Here is a 13,164-nt window from a genome sequence, read left to right on the forward strand (position 1 = left end):
CGCCGTGGAACCGTTCGCCGCCGTCGACGTCATCAGGTCCAAAAGGGACGGTGGACGGCTGACCGACGAGCAGATCGACTGGGTGGTCGGCGCGTACACCCGCGGCGTGGTCGCCGAGGAGCAGATGTCCGCGCTGGCCATGGCGATCTTCTTGCGGGGCATGGATTCCGGGGAGATCGCGCGCTGGACCGGCGCGATGATCGAGTCGGGGGAGCGGCTGTCGCTGGCGGTGTCCCGGCCGACCGTGGACAAGCACTCCACCGGCGGGGTGGGCGACAAGATCACCCTGCCGCTGGCGCCCTTGGTGGCGGCCTGCGGGGCGGCGGTACCGCAGCTGTCCGGCCGCGGGCTCGGCCACACCGGTGGCACGCTCGACAAGCTGGAGTCCATTCCCGGCTGGCGGGCGGCGCTGTCCACCGAGGAGATCACCCGGCAGCTCGACGAGGTGGGCGCGGTGGTCTGCGCGGCGACGCCGACGCTGGCCCCGGCGGACCGCAAGCTCTACGCGCTGCGGGACGTGACGGCCACGGTGGAGTCCATCCCGCTGATCGCCAGCTCGATCATGAGCAAGAAGATCGCCGAGGGCTCGGCGGGCCTGGTGCTCGACGTGAAGACCGGCTCGGGCGCGTTCATGAAGACCCGCGCGCAGGCCACTGAACTGGCCGAGGCGCTGGTGGCCATCGGCAAGGCGCACGGCGTGGCGACCACCGCGCTGATCACCGAGATGGGCACCCCGCTGGGCCGCGCGGTCGGCAACGCGGTGGAGGTGGCCGAAGCGGTCGAGGTGCTGCGCGGTGGCGGTCCGGCGGACGTGATCGAGCTGACCGTGGCGCTGGCGCGCGAGATGCTGGCGCTGGCCGGGCTGGGTTCGGTGGACCCGGCCGCCGTGCTGGCTTCGGGGGAGGCGTACGAGACCTGGTGCCGGATGATCCGCGCCCAGGACGGCGACCCGGAGGCGGCGCTGCCGACGCCGGCGCACGTCCACATCGTGGAAGCCCCGGCGGACGGCGTGCTGTCCACACTGGACGCCTACGCGGTCGGCGTGGCCGCCTGGCGGCTCGGCGCGGGCCGGGCGCGCAAGGAGGACCCGGTGCAGTACGCGGCGGGCATCCTGTGCCACGCGAAGCCGGGCGACCGGGTCCGCGCCGGCGACCCGCTGCTGGAGCTGCACACCGACACCCCGGAAGCCGTCCCGAGCGCCCTCCGTGCCCTGGACGGCTCCTACACCCTCACGGACACCGCCCCCGCCCCACCCCCCGTCATCCTGGACACCTTGCGCTGACGAGTGCAGTGAATGTGGCTTTCACTGCCGAATCCGCAGTGAAAGCCACATTCACTGCATCGCCGAGGGCCCCGGACGTGACGGTGGGGCGGTGCTCCGAAGAGCGCCGCCCCACCTCTGTCACCGATCGCTCCGGCCGGGGGCCGGGGCTGGTGGCTCAGCTGTCGCTGCTGTCCTCGCCCTCGCCGGAGGTCTTGGCCTTGGCGTCGGCGGCCTTCGGGGCGCGGCCGTTGCGGGCGCGCCGCGGCTGCCGCGGGGCGGGCGGGGTCACCGCGACCACCGGCTGCGGCGAAGCGGGCCCGCCACCGAGCATCAGCTCGGCGAAGGTGGCCATCGCCTCGTCCAGCTGACCGCCGATGCGCCGCTCGGACTCCTCGTTGCTCTTGCGCACCAGCGAGGTCACCGAGTCGGTGTCCGGGCGGTTGTTCAGCGTGCCCTCGACCTTCGACAGGCCGCTCTTGATCGAGCCGTCCAGGTCGCCGAGCTGCGCGGCGAAGCCGTCCTCGACCTTGTCCAGCCTGCTGCCCAGGTCGTCGAGGCGGTTGGTGACCTGCTCGAGCCGGTTGCCCAGCTTCTCCAGCCGGTCCGAGGCGTCGATCATCTCGCCGGTCTCGGTCAGCGCGGTCTTGAGCGCCTCGGTGTTCTGGCCGATGCGCTCCTTGGTGGCGCTGTCCAGGTCGTCGATGCGGGCGCGCAGGTCGCTGTCGCCGGCGTCGATCCGCTCACGCAGCGTGGCCTCGGCGGTGTCGATGCGCTCGCGCACCGGGCCGTGCACCGACTGCGGGATCGAGTCGAGCTTGCTGTCCTGCTTGTCCAGGTGCCCGTTCAGCTCGTCGATGCGGCGGTGGATGTTCTGGAGCTTGTCCTCCAGCCCGTCCATCCGGCCCGCGACACCCTCGAACCGGGCGCCGACGCCGTCGAGCCTGCCGTCGAGCTGCGCGAACGGCTTGGCCAGCTTGTCCACCAGGCCGTCCACCGCGCGGGCGATCTCGGCGAGCGCGTTGTCCTGCGCTTCCAGCCGGGACATGGCCTCGTCCAGCCGCTCGGCCAGCACGCTGACCTCGGTCCGGTCGGGGAGTTCGGAGAGCCGCTTGCGGACCGCGCCCAGCGAGTCCACCGGGGCCAACCGGGCGTAGATGTCGTCGAGAGCGTCGAAGATCTGCTGCTGCTCGCTCTCCCTGACCTCGGCGGCGCGCACCAGCATGTTGCGCATCCGGTCGAAGGACGGGGCCCCAAGGTGGTTGTCTGTGGTCACTGCGGTGTCCTCCGTCGGGGAAAAGGGACTGGGGCCGAGCTTAGCGATCGTCCAATTGCTCACAGTATCCGGCCCGTGAAATGTAAATGTCGTGGTCAACTCGTTGGACGATTAGGGTCCATGATCGACAAAGCTCTGGGTAAAGTCGAGACTCAGAGTTACGGCCACGTAGGTGACCGATGTTCACCACAGTAGCCCGCCACGCAAGACCCGTTCGGCGCAGCCCCTCACCGGTGCGCGCAAGTACCGTTGTCGCATGTCGTCCGATATCCCATCCCAGACTCTGGACCCCGAAAACATCCGCCGAGCGCCCAAGGTGCTGCTGCACGACCACCTCGATGGCGGATTGCGCCCCGGCACGGTGATTGATCTCGCTGACTCGATCGGTTATCGAGACCTGCCGGTGACCGATGTGGGTGAGCTGGGCCGGTGGTTCCGTGACGCGGCGGATTCGGGCTCGCTGGAGTCCTACCTGGAGACCTTCGCGCACACCTGCGGCGTGATGCAGACCGAGGAAGCGCTGGTCAGGGTGGCCGCGGAGTGCGCGGAGGACCTGGCGGCCGACGGCGTGGTCTACGCCGAGGTCCGCTACGCCCCGGAGCTGTTCGTCGAGCGCGGACTGTCACTGCCCGCCGTGGTCGAGGCCGTGCAGGCGGGGTTCGCCGAAGGGGAGCGCCGGGTGGCCGCCAACGGCGGCCGGATCCACATGAGCACGCTGCTCTGCGCGATGCGCCAGCACGCCAGGGCGCACGAGATCGCCGAGCTCGCGGTGCGCTACCGCGACAATGGTGTGGCCGGTTTCGACATCGCCGGCCCGGAGGCCGGATTCCCGCCCACCCGCAACCTCGACGCATTCGAGTACCTGCGCACCAGCAACGCCCATTTCACCATTCACGCAGGTGAGGCCTTCGGGCTGGCGTCGATCTGGGAAGCGATTCAGCACTGCGGCGCCGAGCGGCTCGGCCACGGCGTGCGGATCGTGGACGACATCAAGACCTCCGCCGACGGGGAAGTCCAGTTGGGACGGTTGGCGAACTACGTGCGCGACCGGCGGATCCCGCTGGAGCTGTGCCCGTCCTCCAACGTGCAGACCGGCGCCGCGCCGTCGATCGCCGAACACCCCATCGGCCTGCTCACGAAGCTCCGCTTCCGGGTCACGGTGAACACCGACAACCGGTTGATGAGCGGCTGCACGATGTCCAGCGAGTTCGCCGCGCTGGCCGAGGCCTTCGGATTCGGCTGGGCCGATCTCCAGTGGTTCACGATCAACGCGATGAAGTCCGCATTCCTCGATTTCGACAAACGGCTCGATATCATCAACAACGTGATCAAGCCGGGTTATGCGGGCTTGATCGGTTCTTGACCGATTCGCGACTGCCAGCCCCGCCCGGAAGCGGTTTTCCGGGCGGGGCTTGTTTTATTTAGCCTTGCGAAGTAAAGTCCATATAGTAGGAGTTGTGTTCCACTATTTGGGAGGACGTGATGGTCCAGGCGGTCACCGCGAGTCGCCGTCGCTGGCTGGTGCTGGCGCTCGGACTGCTCGCCCAGGCCGCGAGCTGCGCGTTCCTCTACGGCATCCCGTTCCTGGTGCCGGTGCTCCAGGAAGCCGAGGGCCTCTCCCTCGCCGCCGCGGGCGCGGTGGTGGCCGCACCTTCCATCGGGCTATTGCTGACCCTCATCGTGTGGGGCGCCGCCGCCGACCGTTACGGAGAGCGACTCATCATGGCGCTCGGCCTGGGCGCCTCCGGTTTGCTGTTGAGCTACACCGCGTTGAACCCGACTTCACTGCCCGTGTTGTTCGGCGTCTTCCTGCTCGCCGGGGCCGCCACGGCGTCGGTGAACGCGGCCAGCGGGCGGGTGGTGATGGGCTGGTTCAGCGCGAGCGAGCGCGGCATGGCGATGGGCCTGCGGCAGACCGCCCAGCCGATCGGCGTCGGCATCGCGGCGCTGGCGCTGCCGCCGCTGGCGCAGGCGCACGGCTGGCGCGCGGCGTTGTTGTTCCCCGGTTTGCTGGCGATCCTCGTCGCGGTGCTGGTGGCCGCGCTGGTCACCGACCCGCCCCGGCCGGAGCCGGTCGCGGGGGCGTCGGGCAAGCCGCCGTCGCCGTACCGCACGCCCGCGCTGTGGCGGCTGCACGGCGCGAGCGCGCTGCTGGTGGTGCCGCAGTTCGCCGTGTCCGCGTTCGCGCCGGTCTACCTGGTGGCCGTGCGGGACTGGAGCCCGCTGGCCGCCGGGTGGTTCCTGGCCGCGGTGCAGGCGCTGGGCGCGCTCGCGCGCATCGGCACCGGGTACTGGTCGGATCGCGTGGGCAGCAGGCTGCGGCCGATGCGTCAGCTGGCCATGGCGAGCGCGGCGGTGATGCTGCTGGTCGCGGCCGGGGACGCGACCGCGCCCTGGCTGGTGGTGATCGCGCTCGTGCTGGCCGCGGTGATCAGCGTGAGCGACAACGGCCTCGGCTTCACCGCGTCGGCCGAACTCGCCGGGCACGCGTGGGCGGGTCGCGCGATGGGCGCCCAGAACACCGGCCAGAACATCGCCGCGGCGGCCACGCCGCCCCTGCTGGGCCTGGTGATCGGCGATTCGCGGTACGCACTGGCGTTCTGCGTGGCCGCGGTCTTCCCGCTACTGGCCATCTGGCTCACCCCGGTCCGCGCCGAGCGATGACCTCGCCCGGCGCGGACCCGAGTGCTGGGTCAGTGCGTGCGCAGGCGGTCTTCGAAGGACTCGACCAGCTTGCGCCAGGCGCCTTCCTCCGCGTCGAACGGGGCGCTCGGCGCGAGCCGCGTCGGGTCCGGTTCGATGACGAAGTTGACCAGCCAGCCCAGGCTCTCCGACTTCTGCAGCGCCTCGCCGACGCTGTCGTCGTCGGCCCAGTCGGCGGTGTCGGTGAGCAGTTCCACCGCCAGCTCCAGCTGGGTCGGGTCGATCGCGTCGATGCCCTCGGCGATGTCCTCGTCCAGCCCGGCCAGCACGTAGGTGTTGTCCTCGTGGACCTCGATCTCCAGGTCCCCGCCGGTGGCCTTGGCCAGCACTTCGTCCCAAGTGGACACTTCGGCCAGCTCGCTGCCGGCCAGTTCCTTCGGCTCGGCCAGCGCCCTGGACAGCGCGCGCGGCGAGCCGTAGACGTCGATCCGGCCGTCGGAGCCGAGGAAGATCGGCTCGTCGTCGAGGTAGCAGCGCAGCGAGTAGTACTCGTCGGACTTGGTGACGATCTTGATCGGGTCGATGCCGACCTCGGCCCAGAACCCGGTGGGCGCCTCGTCCTCTTCGGTCTCGGCGTCCTCGCCGTCGACGGCTTCGAGGTCGTCGTCGGTGCCCTCGGCCGCGGCGGCCTCGGCTTCGGCCGACTCCTCCAGGAAGGTGGCCAGCTCCTCGGCGGTCTGCTCCAACAGGGTGGCGTCCACGTCCGGCACGGTCACCAGGCCGTCGATCGCGTCGAGCACGACGTCCCACTTCTCGGAGACGGCCTCGGACAGATCGGTCCACAGGCGCTCGCCCTCACGCCCGGTGAACGGCAGCCTGCCCTGCTCCAGCAGCGAGAAGCCCTCGCAGCTGTCGAGCACCTCGTGCACCTCTTCGAGCTCGCAGACGTCCGCGAGCGAGCGCACGATGCCGACGATCTCGGCGAGTTCGCCGATGGTCCAGGAGTCCGGCTCCTCGGCGACCAGCTCGGGCACGCCGACCAGGTCGTAGGAGTGGTCGTCGTCCGGGATCAGCTCCGGCACGTTCAGCGCGGGCACCACGTGCCACGCCGGGTGGTCGATCAGGTCGTGCTGTTCGGCCGTCCGGACGAACGCGGCGAGGTGGGCCGCGTCGGGGAAGGCGTACAGGTCCTCCTCGTCGCCGAGGAAGGCTTCCCACTCCTCGCCGTCTTCCCGCCAGCGCGGTGCCCAGAGGGTCACCAGGTCACCTTGGGGCAACCCGAGCTCGACCGGGACGATGTCCTGTGCCATTACCTGTCCTCCGCCAATCACCCACCGTATGCGCTCCGGCCCAGGCTTCCCCCTGTCGGTGCGCGGTATGCGCAGCCTACGGGTTCGGCCCTCGCGGCGCGATCACCCCCGCCCGTCCGGCTGGCGGAGATGGCACGATGACTTCCCTGATGAGCACACAGCCCGCACCGAGCACCCAGCGACTCGACGACCGCCTCCCGGCGGTCCCCGAGCCCGACGCCCTGTTCGAAGCCTTCGCCGACTGGGCCGCCGACCGCGGCCTGCAGCTGTATCCGGCGCAGGAAGAGGCCTTGATCGAGGTCGTCTCCGGCGCCAACGTGATTCTGTCGACGCCGACCGGATCCGGCAAGAGCATGGTGGCCGTCGGCGCGCATTTCACCGCCATGGCCCACGGCAGGCGCAGTTACTACACCGCCCCGATCAAGGCGCTGGTCTCGGAGAAGTTCTTCCAGCTCATCGAGATCTTCGGGCCGGCCAACGTGGGCATGATGACCGGCGACTCCAGCGTCAACGCCGACGCGCCGATCATCTGCTGCACGGCGGAAATCCTGGCGAACATCGCGTTGCGGTTCGGTGCCGGGGCCGATGTGGGCCAGGTGGTGGCCGACGAGTTCCACTTCTACAGCGAGCCCGATCGCGGCTGGGCCTGGCAGATCCCGCTGCTGGAGCTGCCGAAGGCGCAGTTCGTGCTGATGTCGGCCACCCTCGGCGACGTCTCCTTCTTCGAGAAGGACCTGACCCGGCGCACCGGCCGCGAGACCGCGGTGGTCACCTCGGCGCAGCGGCCGGTGCCGCTGACCTACCGCTACGCGCTCACGCCGATGCACGAGACCATGTCCGAGCTGCTCCACGGCGGCCAGGCACCGGTGTACGTGGTGCACTTCTCCCAGGCGGCGGCGATCGAACGCGCGCAGACGCTGATGAGCATCAACGTGTCCAGCAAGGCGGAGAAGGAGGCGATCGCCGACCTGATCGGCGAGTTCCGGTTCTCCGCCGGGTTCGGCAAGACCCTCTCGCGCCTGGTGCGCCACGGCATCGGCGTGCACCACGCCGGCATGCTGCCCAAGTACCGCCGACTGGTCGAGCAGCTGGCCCAGGCCGGGCTGCTCAAGGTGATCTGCGGAACCGACACCCTCGGCGTCGGCATCAACGTGCCGATCCGCACGGTGGTGTTCTCCGCGCTGACCAAGTACGACGGCGTGCGGCAGCGGCACCTGAAGGCCCGCGAGTTCCACCAGATCGCCGGGCGCGCCGGCCGGGCGGGCTACGACACCGACGGCTACGTGGTGGTGGAGGCGCCGGACCACGTCATCGAGAACGCCAAAGCACTGGAGAAGGCCGGTGACGATCCGAAGAAGAAGCGGAAGATCACCCGCAAGAAGGCGCCAGAGGGGTTCGTGAACTGGACGGAGAGCACCTTCGAGCGGCTGGTGTCCGCCGATCCGGAGCCGCTCACCTCCAGCTTCCGGGTCAGCCACTCGATGCTGTTGAACGTGATCTCCCGGCCGGGCAACGCCTTCGACTCGATGCGGCACCTGCTCGAGGACAACCACGAGGACCGCCCGGCCCAGCGCAAGCACATCCTGCGGGCCATCGCGATCTACCGCGCGCTGCTCGCCGCCGGCGTGGTCGAGCGGCTGCCCGAACCGGACGAGCAGGGCCGGATCGTCCGGCTCACCGTCGACCTGCAGTTCGACTTCGCGCTGAACCAGCCGCTGTCCCCGCTGGCGCTGGCCGCGATCGAACTGCTGGACACCGAGTCGCCGAGCTACGCACTGGACGTGGTGTCCATTGTGGAATCCATTGTGGACGACCCGAGGCCGGTGCTGTCGCAGCAGCAGTTCAAGGCGCGCGGCGAGGCCGTGCAGGCGATGAAGGCCGAGGGCATCGAGTACGACGAGCGGATGGAGTTGCTGGAGGAGGTCACCTACCCGAAGCCGCTGGCGGAACTGCTGGAGGTCGCCTACCGCAGCTACCGCCAGGGTCACCCGTGGGTGGACGACTACCAGCTCTCGCCGAAGTCCGTGGTGCGCGACATGTACGAGCGCGCGATGAACTTCGTCGAGTACATCGGTTTCTACCAGCTGGCGCGCTCGGAGGGCCTGGTGCTGCGGTACCTGGCCGACGCCTACGACACGCTGCGGCACACCGTGCCCGACGAGGCGAAGACCGAGCCGCTGCAGGACCTCATCGAATGGCTGGGCGAGCTGGTGCGCCAGGTCGACTCCAGCCTGCTCGACGAGTGGGAAGCCCTGCGGCACCCCGATTCCGACGATCCGCACGCACCGCCCGCGCTGCCGGAAGGACCGCCGCCGGTCACCCGCAACGAGCGGGCATTCCGCGTGCTGGTGCGGAACCAGCTCTTCCGGCGGGTCGAGCTGGCGGCCCGGCGGAACTACTACGAGCTGGGTGAACTGGACGCCGCGTCCGGCTGGAACGCCGACGAGTGGGAAGACGCGATGGAGGAGTACTTCGAGGAGCACGACGACCTCGGCACCGGCCCCGACGCGCGTGGCCCGGCGTTGCTGATGATCGAGCGCGAACCGGAACTGTGGAAGGTGCGCCAGATCTTCGACGACCCGGACGGCAACCACGACTGGGGCATCAGCGCCGAGGTTGACCTGGCGGCGTCCGACGAGGCGGGGACCGCGGTGCTGCACGTCACCGCGGTCGACCGCCTCTGAGGGGCTCTACCAGTCCCCGTTGCGGCTCAACGCGTTGTAGGCCGTTTCCAGCGGTGCCCAGCCGTTGGTGGTGTCGTGCTCCTTGCCCTCACTGGAGTGCCAGTAACGCAGGTTGAACTTCTCCTTGCCGGGCGCCAGCTTCCGGATGTTCGTGTGCGAGATGTCGTAGTCGGCGTCCGGGCGGTACCGGTACTTGTGGTCGGCGTGGTAACCCTTGTCGATGGCCGAGTCGTAGCTGACCGTACCGTCCTCATCGGACCCGACGAAGCTCCAGTCGGTGCCCTTGGCCCAGCTCTCGGTGAGCCGGTTCTCCGGCGCGTGCAGCACGTCCATGAAGGTGGAGCCCGGCTTCATCGAGTCCCACTGGGTGCTGTTGTACTTGCCGGGGTCGGTGATGCCCTGGTGCGGGGTGGCCAGCGTGACCACGTCGCTCACCTTGAGCTTGCCCTTCGGGAAGCCTTCCCAGCCCTGGGCCGAGCCGAGCAGCGCGACGCGCGTGACCAGTCCGCCCATCGAATGCCCGACGATCTCGACGGATTCGCCCTTGCTGGTGTGGTCCCTGTAGATGCGGTTCGCCAGGTCGGCGGCGACGTGCTTGATCCGCGTGCCGGTGCTGGCGTTCGCCACGGTGACGTCGCAGTTGGTGTCGCCCGCGTAGTAGCCGACGGTCTTCAGGTCGCTCCGGCTCTTGCCGCGCTCCTTGAAGTAGTCGATCGCGTTGCCCCACAGGGACGCGCAGTCCGACTTGCCGGTGTCGTTGTAGCCGTGCACGAAGTAGACCGGCTGGGCTTCGGCGGCGTGTGCTGCGGTCAGGCCGCTGACTGCGAGTCCGGCCGTGACCAGTGCCGCGACCGTCCTGCCGTACTTCATCGAGTGTCCTCCTCGGTTCGGGTATTCGAGATGGGACGCGGCGGGGCCCGCCGCGGTTCCCGGTTGCGCACCTCGGCCCCGCTGGGTTACCGTGGTGTCATCTCCTCCGGCGGATGAAGGCCTCGCCTCCCGCCTCGGACCTGCTTTCTCCACCTGTCACCGGCGCTGATCCGCCGGCCCCTCATTCATTTCCCTGCAGAAGGATTCATCATGACTACCAACGGAATACTCGACATCGTGCGCAACCGCGCACAGGTCCGGGCCGACGGCTACCTGCCCGGCCCGGACGACGTACCCATCCCGCAGCAGGTCGTCCGCGAGCTGGGCCTCCGCCGCGGCGACCTGATTTCCTTGGGGGACAACGGGAAGGTGGTCGGCGTCAACGGCCACGACCCGAACCGGCGGCCGCGCCCGGCCTTCGCCGACCTGGTTCCCCTGTACCCCAACCAAAGGCTCCGCCTGGAGACCGAGCAGCACGAGCTGACCACCCGGATGATCGACCTGGTGATGCCGGTCGGCAAGGGGCAGCGGGCGTTGCTCGTGGCGCCGCCCAAAGCGGGGAAAACCACTGTGCTGCAAGCGATCGCGCACGGCATCAGCAAGAACCACCCGGAGTGCCACCTGATGCTGGTGCTGGTCGGTGAGCGCCCGGAAGAAGTGACCGAGCTCTCCCGCGCGGTACCGGGCGAGGTGATCGCCGCCACCTTCGACCACCCGCCCACCGACCACACCGCCCTGGCCGAGTTGGCCATCGAGCGGGCCAAGCGCCTGGTCGAACAGGGCCGGGACGTGGTGGTGCTGCTGGATTCCCTGACCCGGCTCGGCCGGGCGTACAACCTGGCGGCCCCGGCCTCGGGCCGGATCCTGTCCGGTGGCGTGGATTCCACCGCGCTGACGCCGCCGAAGCGCTTCCTCGGTGCTGCCCGCAACATCGAGAACGGGGGTTCGCTGACCATCTTCGCCACCGCCCTCATCGACACCGGCTCGGTCGGCGACACGGTGATCTTCGAGGAGTACAAGGGCACCGGCAACGCCGAACTGCGCCTGGACCGTCGGCTGGCCAGCAAGCGGGTGTGGCCGGCCATCGACCTGCCGCAATCCAGCACCCGCCGGGACGACCTCCTGGTCAGCCCCGCCGAATCCCACGCCGTCAAGTCCCTGCGGCGTGCACTGGAAGGCCGGGACCGCCCCACCGAAACCCTGCTCGACGGCCTACGCAAAACCGAGACGAACCAGGAGTTCCTGGCCCAGCTGGTGCGCCCTCGCCCCTGATTCCTGGTTGTGCCGGGCAACCTCAACCACCGCACCAGCTTCCTTCCGCAGCCCGCAGCCCGCAGCCCGCAGCCCGCAGCCCATCGCCGCTCGCCGCCCGTCCGGCAAGACCCACGCCCCAGCGCGAAACCCGGAGCCCGCAGCCCGCTTGCCGCCCGCCGCCCGCCGCCCGCCGCCCGGAGTTCAGCCCCGGAGCCCGCCGCCTGTCCGGCGAGATCCGCGGCTCAGCGCGGAACCACGCGCCCGCAGCCCGCAGCCAGCCGTCCGGCGCCCGCCGCCCGCAGCAGCCCGGAGCGCAGCAGTCCGGAGCCCGCCGCCCGTCCGGCAAGATCCGCGCCCAGCGCGCTGCCCGTCCGGCAAGATCCAGGCCCCAGCGCGGAACCACGCGTCCGCCGGTCACGTCCATCGAGTTGATGTTCAACCACCAGGACGGAGCGCGAACCGCGTGACCACGTACCAACCCCCGACCGCCCACCGGCCACCCGCCACCCCGGCGCCACCCGAGAACCTCGAAGAGCTGCAACGATCCTGGGACCTGCACTCCGGCCCGCGAATTCCTGCTCACGGCGGCGAATCCCGCGACCTCGGGCACCCGCGATGGCACCCGCGCGATGGCCTCCACGTCACGATCGCGTTCGCGGCGAATTGGCGGAACCGAGTTTACATCAGTATTTCATCGGCTCCTCCTAGCGTGGGCGCGAACCCGCCGAGGAGGAACCATGATCGCGAAGACCACCGCGCTGTTGAGCCTGGTCGCGGCCGCGGTACTGACCGCGCCCACCACCGCGTCGGCGCAGGTTGCCGAGCACGCTGAAACCCAGGCCGCGCTGAACAGCTACCTCGCCCACGCCGGGCCGGGCGCCTCGGTGTACGCCGGTGACGCCACCGGCTCATGGTCCGTGCAGAGCGGAACCGCCACCCCCGGCAAGAACGTGGCGATCAAGCCGGACGACCACTTCCGGGTGGCCAGCCAGACCAAGATCTTCACCGCCGCCGCCGTGCTGAAGCTGGTGGACGACGGTGCGGTCCAGTTGGACGCGCCGATCGAGGGCTACCTTCCCGGTGTGGTCACCGGCAACGGCTACGACGGCACCCTGATCACCGTGCGCCAGCTGCTCCAGCACACCAGCGGCATCGCCGAGAACCAGACCGCGCCCAACCCGCAGGCCGGTCCGGACGGCATCTTCTCGCTCGCTGAACTGGTGCGGGACGGCCTGTCCCACACCCCGGTTTTCCCACCGGGCGGCGGTTTCCAGTACTCCAACACCAATTACCAGATCCTCGGCCTGCTCATCGAAGCCGTCACCGGCCAGCCCGCGGAGGAGGCCATCGCCGCGCGGATCTTCCAGCCGCTCGGCCTGACCGGCACCTCGTTCCCGGCGAACAAGAGCCTGCCCGCGCCCTACCTGCACGGCTACGAGGGCGGCCGGATCGGCCCGATCTACTTCTGGAACGACGTCAGCAACTGGCTCGACCCGAACCTGCTGCGCACCGCGGGCTCGGCCGTGTCGACCCAGACCGATCTGGCCGAATTCGAGCAGTCCCTCGCCGCGGGCGAGGTCGTGTCCCCGGCGCTGCTCGCCGAGATGCGCGAAACCGTCGCCATCCCCGGCGGCGCGCACGCGATCACCGGCGACGGCTACGGCCTGGGCGCCTTCCGCCTCGACCTGCCCTGCGGCGGCCAGGCGTGGGGCCACGCCGGTGACACCAAGGGCTACAGCTCGCTGACCATGGCCACCGACGACGGCCGGTACGCGTCACTGGTCACCAACACGATCGTGACCAGCACCAACAACCCCGGTCGCTTCACCGTGGTGGAAACCGCGCTGTGTGAAGGAAAGTGACCTC

General features: G+C 69.8%; 8 protein-coding genes and 1 pseudogene. 6 read left to right on the forward strand and 3 right to left on the reverse strand.

All coding sequences use genetic code 11. The features are described 5' to 3' along the window. Positions 1-4: 4 nt before the first annotated feature. Positions 5-1,282: a thymidine phosphorylase gene (locus JYK18_RS16640; protein WP_206804277.1), complete on the forward strand. Its 1,278-nt coding sequence runs from the start codon at positions 5-7 to the stop codon at positions 1,280-1,282. Positions 1,283-1,439: 157 nt separating this feature from the next. Here the strand turns inward: JYK18_RS16640 and JYK18_RS16645 are convergent, their stop codons facing one another. After that, positions 1,440-2,537, reverse strand: a complete 1,098-nt coding sequence (locus tag JYK18_RS16645; protein WP_206802911.1) for a PA containing protein — start codon at positions 2,535-2,537, stop codon at positions 1,440-1,442. Positions 2,538-2,793: 256 nt separating this feature from the next. Here JYK18_RS16645 and JYK18_RS16650 point away from each other — a divergent pair, with 256 nt between their 5' ends. Together JYK18_RS16650 and JYK18_RS16655 are read left to right on the forward strand one after the other, a co-directional pair. Next, complete coding sequence (locus JYK18_RS16650) at positions 2,794-3,900, forward strand: adenosine deaminase (protein ID WP_206802912.1); 1,107 nt, start codon at positions 2,794-2,796, stop codon at positions 3,898-3,900. Between the two features lie 119 nt (positions 3,901-4,019). Beyond that, positions 4,020-5,201 carry an MFS transporter gene (locus JYK18_RS16655; RefSeq protein WP_206802913.1) on the forward strand — a complete coding sequence of 394 codons (1,182 nt, stop codon included), beginning with the start codon at positions 4,020-4,022 and terminating at the stop codon, positions 5,199-5,201. Between the two features lie 29 nt (positions 5,202-5,230). On the opposite strand, the gene JYK18_RS16660 is transcribed toward JYK18_RS16655, so the two are convergent. Next, on the reverse strand, positions 5,231-6,490 hold the full coding sequence (locus JYK18_RS16660) for a primosomal protein (protein ID WP_206802914.1): 1,260 nt from the start codon (positions 6,488-6,490) through the stop codon (positions 5,231-5,233). Between the two features lie 149 nt (positions 6,491-6,639). Here JYK18_RS16660 and JYK18_RS16665 point away from each other — a divergent pair, with 149 nt between their 5' ends. Next, the gene (locus tag JYK18_RS16665) at positions 6,640-9,174 is read left to right on the forward strand and encodes an RNA helicase (protein ID WP_206802915.1); all 2,535 of its coding nucleotides are present in this window, start codon (positions 6,640-6,642) and stop codon (positions 9,172-9,174) included. Between the two features lie 6 nt (positions 9,175-9,180). Here JYK18_RS16665 and JYK18_RS16670 read toward each other — a convergent pair whose 3' ends face one another. Beyond that, on the reverse strand, positions 9,181-10,044 hold the full coding sequence (locus JYK18_RS16670; protein ID WP_206802916.1) for a triacylglycerol lipase: 864 nt from the start codon (positions 10,042-10,044) through the stop codon (positions 9,181-9,183). A 207-nt stretch (positions 10,045-10,251) separates the two neighbouring features. Between JYK18_RS16670 and rho the strand changes: the two are divergent. Together rho and JYK18_RS16680 are read left to right on the forward strand one after the other, a co-directional pair. Then, a pseudogene (gene rho / locus JYK18_RS16675) lies at positions 10,252-11,316 on the forward strand (transcription termination factor Rho); the annotation flags it as partial. A 719-nt stretch (positions 11,317-12,035) separates the two neighbouring features. Further along, a complete protein-coding gene (locus JYK18_RS16680) occupies positions 12,036-13,160 on the forward strand; it encodes a serine hydrolase (protein WP_206802918.1) in 1,125 nt (374 codons plus the stop codon). Positions 13,161-13,164 lie beyond the last annotated feature (4 nt).

It is taken from the genome of Amycolatopsis sp. 195334CR, from assembly GCF_017309385.1.
GTDB lineage: Bacteria > Actinomycetota > Actinomycetes > Mycobacteriales > Pseudonocardiaceae > Amycolatopsis.